General features: G+C 72.5%; 14 protein-coding genes. 8 read left to right on the top strand and 6 right to left on the bottom strand.

All coding sequences use genetic code 11. The features are described 5' to 3' along the window. Positions 1 to 4: 4 nt before the first annotated feature. The gene (locus ACOJUF_RS04120; protein WP_420120598.1) at positions 5 to 1,180 is read right to left on the bottom strand and encodes a winged helix DNA-binding domain-containing protein; all 1,176 of its coding nucleotides are present in this window, start codon (positions 1,178 to 1,180) and stop codon (positions 5 to 7) included. 407 nt (positions 1,181 to 1,587) lie between these two features. On the opposite strand from ACOJUF_RS04120, the gene ACOJUF_RS04115 reads away from it, so the two are divergent. Continuing rightward, the gene (locus ACOJUF_RS04115) at positions 1,588 to 2,703 is read left to right on the top strand and encodes a globin domain-containing protein (protein WP_420120597.1); all 1,116 of its coding nucleotides are present in this window, start codon (positions 1,588 to 1,590) and stop codon (positions 2,701 to 2,703) included. A 40-nt stretch (positions 2,704 to 2,743) separates the two neighbouring features. Then, a complete protein-coding gene (locus tag ACOJUF_RS04110; RefSeq protein WP_420120596.1) occupies positions 2,744 to 3,592 on the top strand; it encodes a DivIVA domain-containing protein in 849 nt (282 codons plus the stop codon). 57 nt (positions 3,593 to 3,649) lie between these two features. Here ACOJUF_RS04110 and ilvD read toward each other — a convergent pair whose 3' ends face one another. After that, entirely contained in the window at positions 3,650 to 5,356 is a 1,707-nt protein-coding gene (ilvD, locus tag ACOJUF_RS04105; protein ID WP_420120595.1) for a dihydroxy-acid dehydratase, read from the bottom strand. A gap of 117 nt (positions 5,357 to 5,473) precedes the next feature. On the opposite strand from ilvD, the gene ACOJUF_RS04100 reads away from it, so the two are divergent. Beyond that, positions 5,474 to 6,790 carry a patatin-like phospholipase family protein gene (locus ACOJUF_RS04100; protein ID WP_420120594.1) on the top strand — a complete coding sequence of 439 codons (1,317 nt, stop codon included), beginning with the start codon at positions 5,474 to 5,476 and terminating at the stop codon, positions 6,788 to 6,790. A gap of 60 nt (positions 6,791 to 6,850) precedes the next feature. Further along, the gene (locus ACOJUF_RS04095) at positions 6,851 to 8,050 is read left to right on the top strand and encodes a serine hydrolase domain-containing protein (RefSeq protein ID WP_420120593.1); all 1,200 of its coding nucleotides are present in this window, start codon (positions 6,851 to 6,853) and stop codon (positions 8,048 to 8,050) included. Positions 8,051 to 8,180: 130 nt separating this feature from the next. Here the strand turns inward: ACOJUF_RS04095 and ACOJUF_RS04090 are convergent, their stop codons facing one another. Then, complete coding sequence (locus tag ACOJUF_RS04090; protein WP_420120592.1) at positions 8,181 to 9,305, bottom strand: hypothetical protein; 1,125 nt, start codon at positions 9,303 to 9,305, stop codon at positions 8,181 to 8,183. Positions 9,306 to 9,545: 240 nt separating this feature from the next. Next, entirely contained in the window at positions 9,546 to 11,183 is a 1,638-nt protein-coding gene (locus ACOJUF_RS04085) for a biotin carboxylase (RefSeq protein WP_420120591.1), read from the bottom strand. Between the two features lie 537 nt (positions 11,184 to 11,720). On the opposite strand from ACOJUF_RS04085, the gene ACOJUF_RS04080 reads away from it, so the two are divergent. Beyond that, the gene (locus ACOJUF_RS04080) at positions 11,721 to 12,815 is read left to right on the top strand and encodes a C45 family autoproteolytic acyltransferase/hydolase (protein WP_420120590.1); all 1,095 of its coding nucleotides are present in this window, start codon (positions 11,721 to 11,723) and stop codon (positions 12,813 to 12,815) included. Positions 12,816 to 13,036: 221 nt separating this feature from the next. Here the strand turns inward: ACOJUF_RS04080 and ACOJUF_RS04075 are convergent, their stop codons facing one another. Further along, entirely contained in the window at positions 13,037 to 14,848 is a 1,812-nt protein-coding gene (locus ACOJUF_RS04075; protein ID WP_420120589.1) for a PucR family transcriptional regulator, read from the bottom strand. 239 nt (positions 14,849 to 15,087) lie between these two features. On the opposite strand from ACOJUF_RS04075, the gene gabT reads away from it, so the two are divergent. The 3 genes from gabT to ACOJUF_RS04060 all read left to right on the top strand — a co-directional run bounded on the left by gabT (position 15,088) and on the right by ACOJUF_RS04060 (position 19,653). Continuing rightward, positions 15,088 to 16,485 (top strand): 4-aminobutyrate--2-oxoglutarate transaminase, encoded by a 1,398-nt coding sequence (gene gabT, locus ACOJUF_RS04070; RefSeq protein ID WP_420120588.1) that lies wholly within the window; start codon positions 15,088 to 15,090, stop codon positions 16,483 to 16,485. Between the two features lie 96 nt (positions 16,486 to 16,581). After that, a complete protein-coding gene (locus ACOJUF_RS04065; RefSeq protein WP_420120587.1) occupies positions 16,582 to 18,045 on the top strand; it encodes an NAD-dependent succinate-semialdehyde dehydrogenase in 1,464 nt (487 codons plus the stop codon). A 213-nt stretch (positions 18,046 to 18,258) separates the two neighbouring features. After that, positions 18,259 to 19,653, top strand: a complete 1,395-nt coding sequence (locus ACOJUF_RS04060; RefSeq protein ID WP_420120586.1) for an NAD(P)/FAD-dependent oxidoreductase — start codon at positions 18,259 to 18,261, stop codon at positions 19,651 to 19,653. A gap of 234 nt (positions 19,654 to 19,887) precedes the next feature. Here the strand turns inward: ACOJUF_RS04060 and ACOJUF_RS04055 are convergent. Next, on the bottom strand, positions 19,888 to 20,374 hold a 487-nt coding region (locus ACOJUF_RS04055), incomplete at its 5' end, for a sensor histidine kinase (RefSeq protein WP_420120585.1).

Genomic DNA, 20,374 nt, shown 5'->3' with positions numbered 1-20,374 from the left:
GCCGTCAGCCGGCCAGTTCGCGGTCGAGCGGAACCCGAAACTTCGGGATCACCCGGGCCGGACCTATCCACTGCTGCACCTGCTCGACCCGGTCCCGGACCGCCGCCGTCGCCTCCGCGCCGATGTCGGTGAGCAGCCGGGTCACCACCTCGCCGGACGGCCGCTGGGCCCACCCGCCGACGACGCGCCCGTCGCACCACACCGTGGGCCCGATGTTGCCGGTGCGGTCGAACAGCAGCGCCTTGTATGCCGGCGGGAAGTACCAGTCGCGATCGATCCAGCCCATCGGGGTGGGGTCGAGGGCGGGCAGCAGACCGACCCACGGATCGGGGGCCGGCTCGAGCTCCAGATCGTCCGGCAGGGCCACCCCGGGCCCCTCGTCCAACCAGACCTCCACCGCGCCGGACGCGGCGAGCGCGGCCCGGGTGTCCCGACCGTTCCACCCCGTCCACCAGGTGACGTCGGCGACGGTCGCCGGCCCGAACCGGCCCAGCCACGCCCGCACCAGGTCGGCCCGGGCGGTCGCCGGATCCAGGACGGGGATGCCCGCGGGGAACCACCGCTCGATCGGCGCCCACTCGTACTGGGCGCCGGTCCAGGCGCCCCGATTCCGCCCTCGGGCGATCAGACCGTCCGCGGCCATCAGCGTCAGCACCCGGGTGGTGATCGTGGAGGAGGCCCCGTAGCTCTTGCCCGGCGCGTAGGTGAGCTTGGTCCGCAGCCGCGGTTCGGCCGCCGACAGGGCCGTCGCCGGGGCCGGGCCGGCGTCGCGGAGCAGTTCGTGGACCGACCGTTCGAGGTCGGCGAGCCAGCCGGCCGGCGACTCCACCGCTGCGGCGAGGTCCTTGACCAGCGCCGCGCGAAGCCGGGTGGCGACCGCGTCGGCGGCCGCCCGCTGCACCACCGGGACCAGGTCGGAGGGCACCACGAACATCGTCCGGCGCATGCCCATCATCCGGACCAGCGAGCGCTCGTCGTGCAGCGCGGACGCGACCGCGCCCGGGGTCAGGTCGGTCGAACGGGCGGCCACCGACAGGTGCACCGTCGCCGGGTCGGTGGCGTGCAGCGCCACGACCCCGGCGGTGACCTCCGCGGGCGTCCGCCCGGTGGCCGGCCTCGCCAGGCCGTGCCGCCGACCCAGCCGGGCCCGCCGCTGCTCGACACTGATCCGGGGCGGCATGGACCCACTGTCGCATCCGGGTCCGACACCGCGGACGGCCCGGCGCGGTCGGGCGCTCCGGAGACGGCACCGGAGTTGACGCCCCGTCGGTCCGACCACGAATCGTGATGGCGTTCGAGCAGCCGAGCCGGGCGAAGCCGACATTCTGCCGACCAAGGGCGCCCGAATGGTCACACCCTGCCAACCGATTCCCGCTCCGCGGTCGTGCACCGACCCGATCGGAGTAGGCCGCCTTTGCACGTCACCCGACCCTGCGGCTACCCTGCGTGTGTTCGTCGTCTCAGGTCGTGCGACCGGCAAGGAGCGCTCGTGACGAATCCGCCGCGCCGACCCGCCGGAAGGGCCACCGCCACCGGCGCCCGCCCGGTGGTGGGCGGCCCCACCTGCGGGACGGCGGGCCGGCCGTCATGACCATCGACACCGATGCGCTGAAGGCCAACTTCGCCGTCGTCGCCGGGCACGGCCCCGACGAGGTGGCGCAGCACTTCTACAGCTACCTGTTCCTGCGGTACCCGGAGACCCGGGACATGTTCCCGCCGTCCATGACCAAGCAGCGGGACCGGCTGGTCGGGGCGCTGGTGCGGATCGTCACCAACGTCGACAACGTCGGCGAGCTCGTGCCCTACCTGGAGGATCTGGGCCGCGACCACCGCAAGTTCGGCACCCTGGCCGCGCACTACCCGGCCGTCGGCGAGGCGCTGCTGACCACCCTGCGGCACTTCAGCGGGGACGCGTGGACAGAGAAGTTGCAGGCCGATTGGGCCGCGGCGTACGGCATCGTCGCCGACACCATGTCCGGCGCCGCGCAGAAGGTCGACGCCGCCGAACCGGCCTGGTGGGACGCCGACGTCACCGAGGTCGACCTGCGCACGTTCGACATCGCCGTGCTCAAGGTCCGGACCGAGACCCCGCACCCGTACGTGGCGGGCCAGTCGCTGTCGGTCGAGCCCACCACCCTGCGGCCGCGGGAGTGGCGGCTCTACACGCCGGCCAACGCCCCGGGCGGCCTGGAGATCGAGCTGCACGTCCGGCTCATCGACGGCGGCCCGGTCTCGACCGCCCTGGTCCGCCGCGCATCACCCGGCGACCGGCTGCGGCTGGGACCGCCGGTCGGCCGGATGGTGCTCGATCCCGCGTCGACCCGGCCCCTACTGCTGGTCGCCGGGAGCACCGGGTTGGCTCCCCTCAAGGCGATCGTCGACCAGCTGGCCCGGGACGGCGGGCGGCCCACGCACCTGTTCTTCGGCGCCCGGTCGGTGCGGGAGATCTACGACCGCAAGGATCTGGACCTGCTCGCCGAACGCCACCCGTGGCTGACCGTGGTCATCGCCATCTCCGACGACATCCGCTGGAAGGGCCCCCGGGGGCCGGTCGGGACGGTCGTCGCCGAGGCCGGGGACTGGTCGGGGCACGACGTGCTCGTCTGCGGCTCGCCCGCGATGGTGAAATTCACCGTCGCCACACTCGTCGCCTCCGGGGTGCCGGAGAATCGGATCTCGTTCGAGGATTTCGGCGACTCGTGAGAGCGATCGATCGACCCGGTCGATCAAGAAGGAGAATCCCATGACGGACTCGACCTCCGAGCCGCGCAGCCTCGACCAGATCACCGGGGCGGACCTGCAGACGGTCACCTTCGCCAGCTCCAAGGGTTTCGGCCGCGGCTACGACCAGCACGAGGTCGATGCGTTCGTGCAGCGCTGCGCGACCCTGGTCGACGGGCTGCAGCGCCGGCTGGCCGAGGTCACCGCCGGCTACGAGAGCCAGGTCGCCGAACTCCGGGACCGCATCGACCGAGACAGCCGCAGCAACGAGGTCGCGCAGGCGATGAGCGTGCTGATCACCGCCCAGCAGACCGCCGACACCACCGTCGCCCAGGCCGACGAGTACAGCGCCAAGGTGATGGCCGAGGCCCGGGAGCTGTACGAGGACACCCGCAAGAACGCGGCCACCCTGGAGCAGGAGACCGAGGACAAGGCCCGGCACGTGTACCAGGAGGCGTTGAGCCGGGCCGAGGCCATCGAGCGGGAGGCCGCCGACCGGGTCGAGCGGATGAACCTGAACTCCGAGTCGGTGCAGGCCGATCTGGACCAGCAGACCGCCTACCTGCGGACCCTGCGCGACACCAGCCGGATCCAGATCCAGACGTTCCTGGAGGGGCTGCTCGACCACGTGGCGGAGGAGTACGGGCGGGCCCACCCGATCGCCGCCGAGGCGGCCACCGAGGCGACGGCGAACGCCAAGCGGGCCAAGCGGTCCGGCCGGGGCAAACCCGCGGCCCGGGGTGCCCGGCCGGCACCCCGGGTCGCCGGGCTGACCCCGGTACGGCGGGGCAGCGGGACCGTTTCCCGGCCGGCCCAGCCGGGGGCGTACCCGCAGTCGGCCTACGAGCCGGATCGCTACTCGCAGTACTGATTCGGCGACGGGCCGGGCCCGCCGCGCAGCGACGGGCCCGGGTCGAGAACCGGTCGATCAGAAGCAGACGGCGCCCTTGGCGGCCGACCCGACGAGCTTGGCGTACTTGCCGGCGACGCCGAAGTTCAGGTTCTGCTCGCGCGGTTGCCAGCGCTCCCGGCGGCGCTCCAGTTCGGCCTCGTCGACGAGCAGGTCCAGGGTGCGCGCACCGAGATCCAGCCGGATCCGGTCGCCCTCCTCCACCAGCGCGATCGGGCCGCCGTGGGCCGCCTCCGGGGCGATGTGCCCGATGCACGGCCCGGTGGTCCCGCCGGAGAACCGGCCGTCGGTGAGCAGCAGAACGTCCTTGCCCAGCCCGGCGCCCTTGATCGCGCCGGTCACCGCGAGCATCTCGCGCATGCCGGGGCCGCCCTTGGGTCCCTCCCACCGGATGACGATCACGTCGCCCTTGCCCAGGGTTCCGTTGGTCACCGCCTCCAGCACGCCGGCCTCGCCGTCGAACACCCGCGCCGGACCGGTGAACTCGTCGTACTCGATGCCGGCGCTCTTGATGACGGCCCCCTCGGGCGCCAGCGATCCGTGCAGGATCGCGATGCCGCCGGTGGCGTGGATCGGGTTCGACAGCTGCCGCAGCACGTCCCCGTCCAGCGCCGGCGGGTTCAGCTCGGCCAGGTTCTCGGCCATCGTCCTCCCGGTCACGGTGAGGCAGTCGCCGTGCAGCAGACCGGCGTCCAGCAGCGCCTTCATGATCACCGGGATGCCGCCGATGCGGTCGATGTCGGTCATCACGTACCGGCCGAACGGCTTGACGTCGGCCAGGTGGGGGGTGCGGTCGCCGATCCGGTTGAAATCGTCGAGGGTCAGCTCCACGCCGGCCTCGTGCGCGATCGCGAGCAGGTGCAGGACGGCATTGGTGGAGCCGCCCAGGGCCATCACGACGGTGATCGCGTTCTCGAACGCCTGACGGGTCATGATGTCCCGGGCGGTGATGCCGGCGTCGACGAGCGCGACGACCGCCTCGCCGCTGCGCACCGCGTACCCGTCGCGCCGGGCGTCCGGCGCCGGCGGGGCAGCACTGCCGGGCAGCGACATGCCCAGTGCCTCGGCCGCGGCGGCCATCGTGTTGGCGGTGTACATGCCGCCGCAGGCGCCCTCGCCCGGGCAGATGGCCTTCTCGATCTCGGTGAGCCGGTCGCGGCTGATCTTGCCGGCCAGGCAGGCCCCGACGCCCTCGAAGGCGTCGATGATGGTGACGGTCTCGCCGTCGAGCTTGCCGGGCAGCGTCGAGCCCGCGTAGAGGAAGACCGCGGAGATGTCCAGGCGGGCCGCGGCCATCAACTTGCCCGGCTCGGACTTGTCGCAGCCGGCCAGCAGCACGCCGCCGTCGAGCTGCTCACCGCGGAACACGGTCTCCACGGAGTCGCAGATGACCTCCCGGCTGACCAGGGAGTAGTGCATGCCGCCGTGACCCATGGAGATGCCGTCGGAGACCGAGATGGTGCCGAACTCCATCGGGAACCCGTCGGCCTCGTGCACGCCCTGCTTGGCCGCCTTGGCCAACCGGTCGAGCGACAGGTTGCACGGGGTGATCTCGTTCCACGAACTGGCCACGCCGATCTGCGGCTTGCGCCAGTCGTCGTCGCCCATGCCGACCGCGCGCAGCATGCCGCGGGCGGGGGCCCGCTCGATGCCGTCGGTGACGATGTGGCTGTGCGGCTTGCGGTGCTGCTTGGGCTGCTGATCGGGGGCGGCGGCGTCACTCATGGCGCTGACCCTACGTCCGGGTCCGGCCGCGCGAGAAGCCGCTCACACCGCGGTACCCGGGAGGCTCCCTGACCCTAGGCTTGTCCGGTTCGGTGACCCTGCCCGCTGGAGGACCTCATGGCGACCGACGCCCCTCGCATCGCCATCGCCTGCCAGGGCGGCGGCAGCCACACCGCCTTCACCGCCGGCGTGCTGGCCCGCTGGATGACGCCGGAGGTGCTCGACACGCACCGCGTCGTCGCGCTGTCCGGCACCTCCGGCGGGGCGATCTGCGCCCTGCTCGGCTGGTCCGCGCTGATCGAGGAGCGGCCGGAGCTGGCCCGCGACCGGCTGGCCGCGTTCTGGTCGGCCAACTCCGCCGCCACCCCATCCGAGCAGCTGGTCAACGAGATGCTGCTGGTTGCGATGAAGATGTCCCACTACGTGGCCGCGCCCGCGGTCAGTCCGTACAGCACCCCGGCGTCGGCCTGGTCGCTGGAGCACCTGCGCGGCCTGATCGAGCAGACGCTGGACGTCCCGGCGGTGACCGCGCGGGCCGCGGAGCTGGGCGACCGGGCCCCGCTGCTGCTGCTCGGCGCGGTCGACGTGCTGTCCGGCTCGTTCAAGGCGTTCAGCAGCCACGCGGGCGAGATCTCCGCGGATGCCGTACTGGCCTCGGCGGCCATTCCCAACCTGTTCCGCTCGGTCCCGGTCGACGGCCACCTGTACTGGGACGGCCTGTTCTCGCAGAACCCGCCGGTCGGCGACCTGATCGACGCCCACCCGGACGAGATCTGGGTCATCCAGATCAACCCGACCGCCCGGGTCACCGAGCCGACCAGCGTCATGGAGATCGAGGACCGGCGCAACGAGCTCGCCGGCAACCTGTCGCTGTACCAGGAGCTGGCCTTCATCGAGCAGATCGACCGGCTGATCGAGGCCGGCGCCCTCCGCTCGGACACCTACCGGCCGGTGACCGTCCGCATCCTGGAGATGAACCGCCCGCCGGCCTCGGAGCGGCTCGGCTACGCCTCCAAGCTCAACCGGGACCCGCGGTTCCTGTCCGAGTTGCTGGAGCAGGGGGACGACCAGGCCGGCGAGTTCCTGGCCGCCCTGCGTTTCGAGCAGGCCTGGGACGACGGCGACGCCGACGCCGTGCTCGGGTTCTTCGCCGACGGCGCCCTGATGCGGGCGGCCGCACCCTTCCGCGAGCTGGCCACGACGGCCGACCGGGCGGTCCAGCGCGAGTTCCTGACCCGCAGCCTGGGGTCGGGCGTGAGCATCGACCACAACCGCAAGCAGATCGTCAAACAGGGGCACGCGACGTGGCGGGTGCGGGCCCAGATCGCCGGCCGCCGGGTCGAGGGGATGGCGGTCGCCGACTTCCACGATGGCGCGGTCACCCGGTTCGCACTGGGTACCGTCGACATGTTCCCGCTCGATCCGGTGGAGTGACCGGCCCACGCGCCGCCGCCCCACCGCCCACCGAACCCCGCGCTTGGAGTCCCGCCCACCATGACCATGATCGGTTTCCCGCCGCATCCGGCCGACCGATGGTCGCTCGCCACCTGGCAGAACGCCCCCATGAACCGCTGGTCGTTCCAGCACATCCGGGAGGTGGTGCCGACCGCGCGGGTGTCCCGCGGCAGCGGCCCGGCCCGGCCGCTGCCGATGGCGTCGGGTCTGGACGAGGAGCAGACGGTCTGGCGGTTGGCGGGCCGGTGGTCGACGGTCGCCGAGGTGATTACCGACACCCACACCGACGGTTTCCTGGTCCTGCACCGCGGGCAGATCGTCACCGAGCAGTACCCCGGCGGCATGCCGGCCGACCGTTCGCACATCCTGATGTCGGTGTCCAAGTCGGTGGTCGGTTGCCTGGTCGGCATCCTCGCGGACGAGGGCGCGATCGACCTGCGCGCCGCGGTCGAGGTCTACGTGCCGGAGCTGGCCGCCGGCGGCTATGCCGGCGCGACCGTGCAGGACGTCCTGGACATGCGCTCGGGGGTCACCTTCTCCGAGACCTACCTGGACCCGACCGCCGAGGTCCGGCTGCTCGAGCAGGTCATTGGCTGGGCCCCGCGGACGGCCCCGGACCTGCCGACGTCGATGTACGAGTACCTGGCCACGCTCACGGCCGGCCGCGCCCACGGCTCGGCGTTCGAGTACCGGTCCTGCGAGACCGACATCCTGGGCTGGGTCTGCGAGCGGGCCACCGGCACCCGGCTGCCCGATCTGCTGTCGGCCAAGATCTGGTCGCGGCTGGGCTGCGAGCAGGACATGGACGCCGCGGTCGACCCGGCCGGCGCGGTGTTCGCCGACGGCGGCCTGTCGGCCACCCTGCGCGATCTGGGCCGGTTCGGGCAGATGCTGCTCGACGGCGGCGTGGCCCAGGGCCGGCCGGTCGTTCCGGCGTGGTTCCTGGCCGACAGCTACGCCGCCGCCCCCGACACCCGGGATCTGTTCGCCGCGTCCGGCAACGGGTCCTGGCTGCCCGGTGGCGGTTACCGCAACCAGTTCTGGCTGCCGGGCGGCCGGGAGGTGCTGCTGTGTCTGGGCATTCACGGTCAGATGATCTGGGTGGAACCGGCCCGTGAGCTGGTGGTGGTCAAGCTGTCGTCCTGGCCGCTGCCCCAGGAACCGGCGCTGCTGCTGGACACGCTGGCCGCCGTCGACATGATCGGCTTCCAGCTCACCCTGGCCGCCGGCCTGGTCTGAGCGCGGCCCCGAGCCTGCTCCACCCGGTGGCCGCGCCGCCTCGGGGCCTCACCGAACGCCCGGCCCTCGACCGCGCGATGCCCGGACGGCAGAGCCGTCCGGGCATCGGATCAGTGGTGTCGGCGGTGGATCAGCGGGCGCCGGCGGTGACGTCGGGCACCGTCCCGCCGATCACCACGCCGCCCTTCTTGACGGTGTTGGTGGGCGACGATCCCCCGCAGTAGGTGGTGATCTCGTCCGAGGTCATCGGCCGGGCGTGCGTGACGTACTGGTAGTTCATGGCCGGGTTGTTCGTCTTGTTCAAGCCGGGCTCGGTGAACGAGATGTTGGAGATCACGACCGGGGAGGCGCCCGGCGTCAAGGCCGTCACCGCGCCGGAGACCGTCTCGGTCGACGGGATCGAGCCCAGCCACCCCACGTTGTGGTAGGCGATGTTCTCGCCGATGGTGTAGCTGTCGGTGGTCGAGTCGGTCCAGGTGTGGCCGACGCTGATGCTCGCGTTGATCTCGGTGTCGACCGTGTCGAACAGCTTCACCCCCTGGGTGATCCCGAACGTGCCCGTCACGTTGGTCGACTCCTCGTGCGTGGCGGCCCCGCCGATCTGCTCGTTGGCGTCCTCGGCGTCGCAGTTCCACACCGCCTGCCCGGCCAGGGTCTGGGCGCCGTATCCCCAGCTGACCGTGTCCACGTCCGGGTTGAAGGTGACCCACGCCGGGTTCAGTGTGGCCAGGCCGGACAGGAAATCACCCATCGCGGCCTTGTCCCCGGTGTTGGCGTCCAGATCAGTGTTCTGCCCGCTGTGCTGCTGGTTCGTCGTCCAGATCGACACCTGCATCGGTCCGTTCTCCCCGGAGAGGGCGTCGGGGGTCTGGACCGTGCAGCCCATCTGCTGATTGTTCGCACGCCTCGGGATCGGATGGCAGTAGGTCACCCCGGGCTGATACCCGGTGATCTCGATGGCGTCGATGTCGTTGACGGCTCCGGTCGAGTCCCGCTCCCCCACCTCCAGCTTCCCGCCCAACGCCGTGTTGTCGGGCATCGTCCAGCTCTGCCCGGGCTGGATGGTGGCGAAGGGAGTCACGCCGGCGTCGACCTCCGCGACGAACATCGAGTAGGGGCTGGCGTTGAAGAACTTCACGGCCTGCGGATGGGAGGTCACGGCGACCGGCGTGGCCGCGGCGGCGACCCCGGCGCCGATCCCGGAGAGGGCGGCGGTGGCGAGAAAGATGGTGACGGTCTTGCGCAGCGAGTTCATGGTCCTGCTCCCGATGGCTGGGAGGCATGACCGGTGGGATGTCACCGGGCTCCGCGCCCGACAGGAACGAGTCTCGGTCCGGCGGCCCCGGCCCGGCGTCCACCGTCCGGCCGGACCTGGGTCGAGCAGCGGTCCACCGATCGGTGGACCGCCGCCTCCCCCGGCTTCACCGCTCGCGTCGGCGGCGGCGGAATCGCCCGCCCCGGCGCGGGTGTCAGCGGGAGCCGGCGGGGACGAGCGTCACGAGCTGGACTTGACCCCGACGGACGCGGTCGGCACGACGAACTCGGTGCCCACCGGCACGCCGGCGTACTGGGCCCGAACGGCATCGATGAGCCGGCGGGCGCGGCCGGTCAGCCGGGAGTTCCCGGACGACATGTGCTCGGCCGGCGTGCCCTCCGAACCGGTCGGCACCGCGTCCGATTCCGACCCCGAGATCAGGTCGAGGGCAAGCGGTTCGCCCGGCTCGGGCTCGGCCGTCGGCGCCGGCGCGGCCCCGACCTCCGGGTCCTCGGTCTGCAGCCGGCCCTTGGTCACCAGGACGCCGAGATCGGCTCCCTTCCAACGGTAGTCACCGGCACCGAAGATGCGCAGGAAGAAGCACTCGCTCTCGTTCTGCAGCTGGTGCCAGTCCAAGGCGGCCCGCCGGAACTGCAGCTCCTCGTTGTCGTCGAAGTACCACTGGCCCGTCCGCGCGCCCCGGGTGATCTGTTCCACCTGGGGCGAGATCTCCTTGATCACCATCTGCGACCACACGTCCACCGACGCGAGATCCTCCCAGCGGCGGTTGATCTCGTCGACGTCGAGCTCGTACTCCACGCCCATGTACTCCAGCAGGTGGAACAGGAACAGCGGCATGTCCGAGTAGGCGCCGGCGGTCACATTGGTGATCGAGGACGCCCCGGAGATCCGCGGGTTCAGCTCGCCCAGGTAGACCTCCTCGGAGTCCAGGTCGACGAGCACGTCCACCTCGAAGAAGCCCTTGTAACCCTCGCCGGAGAGCCGGTCGCCCAACCGGCGCACCAGCTGGGTCGCCTTCTCCCGGCGTAATCCGGTCAGCACCTCCGGGTACATCTCGTTGCCGCACCACCCACCCTTGTAGGGCGTGAGTTCGGAGTGCCCGACCAGCTCGGACATGACCGGCCCGACGACGGTGCCGTGCCGGGTCAGCACGGCCTCCACCGCGATGCCCCGGTTGTTGATCCGCTTCATGATCTTCTGCTGCTGGCCGACGATGTCGTCCGCGTACTTGTCCCAGTCGTCCGGGCCGGTGAGGAAGAACGTGGTCTTGCCGGAGTCACCGTAGGGCGTCTGGAGCACCACGTCCGTGCCGAGACCGGCGGCGGTGCACTCGGCCACCAGCTGCTCCCAGCTGTCCACCGAGGTCAGGATGTTCGGCACGCTGGCCGCCCCGGCCTCGTTGCCCAGCCGGGTGGTGACGATCTTGGAGTCCAGGTGTTCGCGCAGGGCCGCGGACGGCAGGATGAGGTCGTAGCCCAGCTCGGTGCAGATCTTCTCGGTCTCCTCGTCGAAGAAGACCATCGCCACCTTCGGGCGGCCCCCGTTGCGTTGCATGAACGAGCGCACCTCGGGGTGCTGCAACAGGTAGTTGTTGATCTCCTCGCCGGACTCGAACTCGATGTACGGCTTGTCCTTTGGGGTGAAGACCCGCGGGTGGCCGCCGTCCCAGGCGTCGTAATAGGTGATGTACTCGAAATTGCGCACCCACCGGTCCAGACCGAGCAGGTTGAACGGGGTCGCGCCGATGAAGAACACCGGCGTGGTGTTGGTCCGGAAGAAGTGCCGGATCTCCGCGATCCCCCTCAGCGGCCGCTGACCGAAGGGGGCGGACGCCGCGGAGGTGCTCTGCTCGCTCATGGCGTTGATCGTTGCCGAACCGTCCGGGCGTGGCAACACGGGGACACCAGCGGAAACGGCGACCGGGCCGGGCCGCGCGACCGGGTCCGCGTCGACGTCCCGGGCCGGCTCCGCGCCGGTGTCCCGGACGGGGACCGGACCGGCATCCGCGACGGCGCCGGGCCCGAGGTCCGGAGGCCGGCTCCGGGTGGGTCCGCCCGGCCGTTCCGGGGCGTCCGCGGCCGGCCGGCGGCGGGCCGGCGCCGGCCGTCCGAAGGCCGCGCGGACCGCCGGCCCGATCGCGCTCAACATGGTCCGCAGGGCCGACCAGGTCCGGGCCGGGAACGGGGCGCGCTGGTTCACCGGCCGATCCTGGCGCATCCCCGACGGCGCCCGGACCTGCGGGGCTCGACCGGTGCGGCGGCCCGCACCGGTGTCGCGGGTTGGACCGGCGGCCGGCTCGACGGCGGGGCCGGCAGCGGCGGGGCATGATGACGACCGGACCGGCGCCGCCGGCACCGACCGGGGCAGGCCGGTCACGGCGGGACAGGAAGGGCGGTGGCGGCCGTGGTGTTGGGCGGGGGCCGGCACAAAGGGCTCAATCCCTTCCCGCGCGCGTTGCCGCCGGCCCGGCCACCGGACGCGGACGCGCCGATCCCGTTGACCGTCTACGGCATCCGCGAACCGGTCCCCGGGCCCCGCTGGCAGGCCCTGTTCGCCGCCACCTGGCCCGGCTACCGCCGCTGGTACCTGCAACGGGACGTCCGGTCGCGACCCGACCTGGCCACCGCCCGGGATCGTCTGGCCGAGCACATGCCCGAGCTCGAGCCCACCTACCGGCGGTTGGTCGCCCTGGCCGACGAGGCGGTCGCCGGTCTGGGCCTGCCGCCCGACGACGTCGCCGCCCGCATGCTCACGCTCTGGGACCCGCCACGGTTCCTGCCTGGGTGCTCGCAGGCCGTCGTCACCCGGCCGGAAATCGCCCTCTGCCGCAACTACGACTACTCGCCGGCCCTGTGGGAGCGGGTGGTGATCTCCACGGCGTACGACGGGCGGCGCGTCATCGGCAACGGCGACTGCCTCTGGGGCCTGACCGACGGGATGAACGAGGACGGCCTGGTCGTGTCCCTGAGCTTCGGCGGCCGCCGCGGCTCGGGACCGGGATTCGCCGTCTCGCTGGTCGTCCGGTACCTCCTGGAGGTCGCGACGACCACCGACCAGGTCCGGGCCATCCTGTCCCGGATGCCGGTGGCCATGGCGTACAACCTGACCGTCGTGGACGCCGGCGGCACCGTGCTCACCGCGTTCGTCGCCCCGGATCGCGAACCCGAATTCACCGACTCACCGATCGCGACCAATCACCGGGGCGAGGTGCCGGACAGCGTCGAACACGCGCAGCAGTTCGCCAGCGTGCCGCGACGGGAGCGGCTGGCCGCCCTCGTCGCCACCGATCCCGGCCCGACCGACCTGGTGACGGCGTTCCTCAAGCCGCCGCTGTACTCGACCCACTACTGGCGCGCCTTCGGCACGGTCTACACGGCCCTGTACCGGCCGCAGTCCCAGGCCATGCACCTGTTCTGGCCCGGGGTCAGCTGGCGGCGAGCCTTCGACGACCCCGACGGCACCATCGACGTCGTGCTCCATCCGGCCTGACGGGCCGGCCCGACCAGCCCCATCAACACCCATCAACCTTTGTCCGCTCCGCGCGGCGGACTCCGCGGGCACCGCCCGGGGTCAACGACGTCCATCAGTGATGCACTGCACCGATCGTCGACCCGCGGGCCGCCGGGCTCCGCGTCGATGACCCACCGGCCGTCGACGGAGCACGTCACGGACGCAAGGGGTTCCTGGCGGTCGTCGGCCCTCCGGCCCGGTCATCCCGACCCGGCGATCGGCGCGTCGCCCGTCTCCAGGGCCAGCCACAGCTCGCTGCGCACGGTGGGCGAGTCGAGGTCGCGGCCCAACAGCTCGGCCACCAGGGTCATCCGCCGGCGCAGCGTGTGCCGGTGCACGCCCAGCGCCACCGCGGCCGGATCCCACTGGCCGTGGTGGGCCAGCCAGGCGCGGAGGGACGCGACGAGGTCGCCGCGCCCGGCCCGGTCGTGCTCGACCAGGGGCGCCAGGAGGGACGCGGCGAAGGCGGCCGCGTGCTCCGGGTCCCACATGGCGGCGATGCCCGCGGCGCCGATGTCCTCGAAGCCGAGGATGGCCAGACCCCGGCCGGACGCCGCCGTCGCTGCCCACCGCGCCTGCTCCCGGGCCGCCGGGAGGCCGTCGACGGTGGTGGGCGCCGACCACCCGACCGTCCAGCCGGCAGGGTCGTGGCCGGCAGGGTCGTGGCCGGCAGTGTCGTGGCCGGCAGGGTCGTGCCGGGCGGTGCCGGCGCTCGACTGACGGTGGGGCAACCCGGCGGCGTGCGGAGCCACGGCTCGGACCACCTCGCGGGCGAGGTCGGCGACCCGGGCCGGCTCGGCGGGGGCCGGCACGATCACCACCAGCTCCCCGTCCAGGTCGGCCGACCAGGCCGGGCCGTCGCCGAGGTGCGCGACCCCGGCCGCTGGGCCGACGGCGAGACCGGACCCGGCTGCGGCGCCGGCTCCGTTCCCGGTCGGGCCGGGCGCCCCTCCCCCGCGCGGCTGAACTCGTTGACTCGCGTCCCACCCGTCCCATTCGGCGTGAGTTGATCCGCGCCGCCGTTGTTGATCCGCGCGGGAGGGGTCGGGGTGTGAACGCGGGTGGTCGGGATGGGGGCGGGCGAGCAGGACGACGAGGGGGTCGGCCGGCCAGGTGGCACCGGCCCGGGCGGCGAGCGAGCGGGCCACGTCGGGGCGGCCGGCCAGGGCGAGCTCGACCGCGGCGGCCCGGACGGCACCGGTCGCCCGCGGCGCCGGGTCCTGCTCCAGCCCGAGCGTCAGCAGCATCACCGCCGCATTGACCAGGTGGCGCTCGGCGGCGGCCAGCGGCCCGGCATGGCCGACGGCCAGGAACCCGCGCCGGACCGGCCCGGCGCCGATCGGCTGCAGGCTCACCCGGTCCGGGCGGCCGTCGCGGTCGATCTCGATGCTCGCGCCGACCGACCCGCGGTGCTCCCGCAGCCGGGCCGCCTCGACCGCGACGGCCGGCGCGGTCCCCGCGGCCCCGTCCCCGCCGAGCGCGAGCACCTCGCCGCGGCCGTCGAGCAGCACCACCCAGCCGTCGACCTTGCGGGCGAGCAACCGGATCAGCCGGGCCGGTGAGTCCGGCGACACCGCCGCGCGGGCCAGCTCCTGCTGCGCGGTGAACGTCCTGGTCACCGCGGCATACTCGTCGGCGGCCAGCGCGCGGGAGACGGCCCGCGAGAGGGCGATGAACGGGGTCCGCCGGGGCACCTCCAGCACCGGCAGGCCGATCCGGTCGGCCGCCGCGACCAGCTCGGCCGGCACCTGCGCGCAGCTCAGGCCGATGCCGAAGCCCAGACCGAGCACGCCGGCCGCGGCCAGCCGATCGACGTAGGCCGGGACGTCGGTGCCGGGCCGGACGAACAGGCCGGTGGTGAGCAGCAGTTCACCCCCGGACAGGAACGGCGTCGGGTCGTCCAGCTCGCTCACGTGGACCCAGGTGATCGGGTCCTGCGCGGCACCGGCACCGGCGAGCAACCGCAGGCCCAGATCCGCCTGTGTCGCGAGCGTGCGGACGGTCAGCGCCATCGCCGGCGCTCCACTCTGTCCATTCTGCTCAGCCTAATGCTCCACTTCTGACCATTACCGGCCCGCGCGGTTTCGGGGAGGCTGGACCACAACGACGCGAAGACTCGCTGACCTGCACGCCCTGCTTCACCAGCGACCCGACCCGGGTCGACACCGCCCGACACAGCACCGACACCGCCCCGACAGCCCGGACACCGCCCCGACCGGGCACCGACCACCGCCCGAGAACTGGAGCATCCATGACCGCCACCCTGCCGACCACCGACGCAACGGCCGACGCGACTGCCGCGCCCGCCGTCGGATCCGCGCCCGCCGATCTGCCGCAGGAGCGGCGGATCGTCACCGAGCTGCCGGGCCCCCGCTCCCGCGAGCTGTTCGCCCGCCGCAATTCCGTGGTCTCGGCCGGCGTCAGCACCGCGTTCCCGGTGTTCATCGAGCGAGCCGGCGGCGGCATCCTGGTCGACGTCGACGGCAACTCGCTGATCGACTTCGGCTCCGGCATTGCCGTCACCAGCGTCGGCAACGCCGCGCCCAAGGTCGTCGACGCCGTGTCCACGCAGGTCGCCGCGTTCACCCACACGTGTTTCATGGTCACGCCGTACCAGGGCTACGTCGAGGTCTGCGAGCAGCTGGCCGAGCTGACCCCCGGCGACCACGCCAAGAAGTCGGCGCTGTTCAACTCGGGCTCCGAGGCCGTGGAGAACGCGGTCAAGATCGCCCGGCAGGCCACCGGCCGGACCGCGGTCGTCGCGTTCGACCACGCCTACCACGGCCGGACCAACCTGACGATGGCCCTGACCGCGAAGAACATGCCGTACAAGCACAAGTTCGGCCCGTTCGCGTCCGACGTGTACCGGGTGCCGACCTCGTACCCGTTCCGGGATTCCGGCGTGGACGGGGCGGCGGCCGCGGCCCGGGCGATCAGCCAGATCGCCGTCCAGGTCGGGACCGAGAACGTCGCCGCCGTCATCATCGAGCCGATCCAGGGCGAGGGCGGCTTCGTCGTGCCGGCGGCGGGCTTCCTGCCTGCGCTGGCCGCCTGGTGCTCCGAGAACGGCATCGTCTTCATCGCCGACGAGATTCAGACCGGCTTCTGCCGCACCGGCGACTGGTTCGCCTGCGACCGCGAGGGCGTCGTGCCCGACCTGATCACCACGGCCAAGGGCATCGCGGGCGGCCTGCCGCTGGCCGCCGTCACCGGCCGGGCCGAGCTGATGGACGCGGTGCACGCCGGCGGCCTCGGCGGCACCTACGGGGGCAACCCGGTGGCCTGCGCCGCCGCGCTCGGCACCATCGCCACCATGAAGGAGCTCGACCTGCCGGCCGCCGCCCGGGCGATCGAGGACACCATGCTGACCCGCCTGCGCGCGATCGCGTCCCGGCACGGGGCCATCGGCGACATCCGCGGGCGCGGCGCGATGATCGCGGTCGAGCTGGTCAAGCCGGGCACCACCGAGCCGGACCCGGCGCTCACCGGCGCGATCGCCAAGGCCTGCCACGCCCAGGGCGTGGTCGTCCTGACCGCCGGCAGCTACGGCAACGTGTTGCGGTTCCTGCCGCCGCTGGTCATCGGCCAGGATCTGCTGAACGAGGGCCTGGACGTCATCGAGGCCGCGTTCGACCAGCTCGCCGCCTGACCCGGACCCGGCGTCCGCGCCCACCCGCGGCCGTTCGGGCCCGCCCCCGGGGCCCGTTCGAGCCGTTCCGACCCACACCGAACCCGAAGGACGACCATGGCTGTCACCGACGAAACCGTCTCCCGCGTCCTGAACGCGGTGCCCACCGGGCTGCTGATCGGCGGCAAGTGGATCAGCACCGACCACACCATCGACGTGGAGAACCCGGCCACCGGGCAGATCATCGCCCAGGTCGCGGACGCCACCCCCGAGCAGGGCATCGAGGCGCTGGACGCCGCCGTGGCCGCGGCCGACGACTGGGCCGCGACCGACCCGCGGGCCCGCGGCGAGATCCTGCGGAAGGCGTTCGAGCTGCTCACCGAGCGGGCCGAGGACATCGCCCTGCTGATGACCCTGGAGATGGGCAAGCCACTGGCCGAGGCCCGCGGTGAGGTCACCTACGGCGCCGAGTTCTTCCGCTGGTTCTCCGAGGAGGCGGTCCGCATCTCCGGCCGCTACTCGATCGCCCCGTCCGGCGGCACCCGGCTGCTCACCATGAAGCAGCCGGTCGGCCCGGTCTACGCGATCACCCCGTGGAACTTCCCGTTGGCCATGGGCACCCGCAAGCTCGGCCCGGCCATCGCCGCGGGCTGCACCAGCGTGATCAAGCCGGCCGCGCAGACCCCGCTGACCACCCTGGCCCTGGCCGCGGTGCTCATCGAGGCGGGCCTGCCCGACGGCGTGGTCAACGTCATCACCACGTCGCACTCCGGCCCGGTGTCCGAGCCGATCATCCGCGACCCGCGGTTGCGCAAGCTGACCTTCACCGGTTCCACCGGGGTCGGCCGCCGGCTGATCGAGCAGTCGGCGCAGAACGTGCTCAAGACGTCCATGGAGCTCGGCGGCAACGCCCCGTTCCTGGTCTTCGCCGACGCCGACCTGGACAAGGCCGTCGAGGGCGCGATGCTGGCCAAGATGCGCAACATCGGGGAGGCGTGCACCGCGGCCAACCGGCTGCTGGTCCACTCCTCGGTGGCCGAGGAGTTCGCCGCCCGGCTGGCCGCGAAGATGGGCGCGATGACGATCGGTCCCGGCATCGAGGACGGCGTGCAGGTCGGGCCGCTGGTCGACGCCGCGGCCGTGGACAAGGTCACCGAGCTGGTCACCGATGCCGTGGACAAGGGCGCGACGGTGCTGACCGGCGGCACCGCGATCGATGGCCCCGGCCACTTCTACCCGCCGACCGTGCTCACCGGCGTGGGCACCGACGCCCGGGTCTTCACCGAGGAGATCTTCGGGCCGGTCGCCCCGATCATCACCTTCGACACGGACGAGGAGGGCATCGCCAAGGCCAACGACACCGAGTTCGGTCTGGTCGCCTACGCCTTCACCGAGAACCTGACCCGCGCGGTCATGGTCGCCGAGAAGTTGCAGACCGGCATGGTCGGCATCAACACCGGCATCGTGTCCAACCCGGCCGCGCCGTTCGGCGGCGTGAAGGCCTCCGGGCTGGGGCGCGAGGGGGGCGCCGAGGGCATCGACGAGTACCTCGAGACCAAGTACGTGGGCATCAAGCTGTAATCACGCTCACACCCGCCTGCGCCGATCGCGCGACCGTACTCGACCGTCCCGGTAACGTCACCGCCATCTTGTGTGCGTATGACACGGGGCGGTCGAGTCGTTCTGCGGCGCGGCCCCGGTCGGCGCTACCGCTGGACAGCAAAAGCGGTCCGCGCGCGCGTCGATCGGCGGCCGACCGGAGATGATGGTCACCACTGACACCATGGAGGAAGCATGTCCAACGGGCGACACCGTGTGGTCGTGGTCGGCGGCGGGTTCGGCGGGCTGAACGCGGCCCGCACCCTCAAGGACGCGCCGGTCGACGTGACGATCGTCGACCGAACCAACCACCACCTTTTCCAGCCGCTGCTGTACCAGGTCGCGGCCGGCATCATCTCCCCCGGCCTGATCGCCCCGGCCATCCGGGCGACCATCAAGAAGCAGCGCAACGTCAAGGCGTTGCTGGCCGAGGTCAAGGATCTGGACCTGGACAACAAGGTGGTCCGGGCGCTCGGCCCGGACGGCCGGGCGGTCGACCTGGAGTACGACTCGCTGGTCGTCGCGGCCGGGGCGTCCCACTCGTACTTCGGCAAGGACGAGTTCGCCGAGTTCGCCCCCGGCATGAAGACCATCGAGGACGCCCGCTACCTGCGGGACGGCATCCTGAGCAAGTTCGAGATGGCCGAGATGGCCTCCGACCCGGTCGAGCGGGCCGAATGGCTGACCTTCGTGGTCATCGGCGCCGGCCCGACCGGCGTCGAGCTGGCCGGGCAGCTGGCCGAGCTGGCCCACATCGTGCTCCCTCAGGAGTACCGGACCGTCGACACCACCGAGGCCCGGATCATCCTGCTCGAGGGCGCCCCGGCCGTGCTGCCGCCGTTCGACAAGAAGCTGCAGCAGTACACCCGCGACCACCTGCAGAAGATGGGCGTGGAGATCCGCACCTCCACCCTGGCCACCGACATGGACCACGAGACCATCACGGTCAAGGGCCCCAACGGCGTGGAGACCATCCGGGCCCGGACCCGGATCTGGGCGGCCGGCGTGCAGGCCTCCCCGCTGGCCAAGATGCTGGCCGAGAAGACCGGCGCCGAGACCGACCGGGCCGGCCGGGTCGCGGTCAACCCGGACTGCTCGCTGCCCGGGCACCCGGACGTCTTCGCCATCGGCGACATGGTCTCGCTCAACGGGCTCCCCGGGGTGGCCCAGCCGGCCATGCAGGAGGGCAAGTACGTCGCCAAGCTGATCAAGGCCCGCACCACCGGCACGCCCACCCCGCCGCCGTTCAAGTACTTCGACAAGGGCAGCATGGCCACCATCGGCCACAAGGCGGCCGTGGCCGACGCGTTCGGGGTCAAGACCACCGGCTTCATCGCCTACCTGATGTGGGGCTTCATCCACGTCGCGTACCTGGTCGGCTGGGGCAACCGGCTGGGCACCCTCTACAACTGGGCGCGGTCCATCTGGTTCGCCAAGAACCGCGGCCACCGGATCATCACCTTCGAGCGCACCATGCGCGAGCTCGACGAGGGCCGCAAGAAGGGCCGCGCGCCCGTCGTGCTGCCCGGGTCCCGGCCGTCGCTGGCGGACCGCATCGATGCCGAGGAGGGTGCGCCCAAGGCGGGCTGACGCCCACGGGCGGGTGACGTCACGCTGACGGTGGCGCGGGTGCGGGTCGGAGGACCGGCACCCGCGCCATCGGCGTGTCGGGGGGTGCCGGTCGAGCGGTGACGGAACCGCCACCGTTCATCTCGAGCCCGGCCTGGATGGTGGCGGTGCCGTCAACGAGCGGCCGCTCCCACGGTGCGCCCACCGCCGCCGACGCGCCGCCGGCGCACCGCCGCCGACGCACCGGCTCCACCCCTAGGCCGAGGTCGGCAGCTCGACCCGCAGGGTGGTGCCCGCGCCCGGCGGGCTGACCAGCTCGAACGTCCCGCCCAGGACGTCGACCCGATCGACCAGCCCGCGGATGCCGGTGCCCTTGTCGACCGCCGCGCCGCCCCGCCCGTCGTCGGCGACCTCGATGCGCAGGGTGCCGTCGGCGGCCGCGAGGCGCACCGCCACCCGGGTCGCGCCGGCGTGCTTGACGACGTTGGTGACCGCCTCGGCGACGACGAAGTAGGCGGTGCTCTGCACCGGGTCGGGCAGCGTGCCCAGCCCCGAGATGTGCAACCCGGTGCGCAGCGGGACCCGGTCGACCAGGTCCTCGGTCGCCGAGGCCAGCCCCCGTTCCACCAGGGAGGCCGGCATGACCGCGTGCACCAGCGCGCGCAGTTCGGCGGCGGCCGCGTCGATGCCGCGGCGCAGATCGACCGCCTGGCCGCGCGCCGGCGCGGCCGGGTCCAGGCCG

The sequence above is a fragment of the Nakamurella sp. genome, from assembly GCF_048594475.1.
GTDB lineage: Bacteria > Actinomycetota > Actinomycetes > Mycobacteriales > Nakamurellaceae > Nakamurella.
This window is presented reverse-complemented; position numbering and strand designations above follow the sequence as displayed.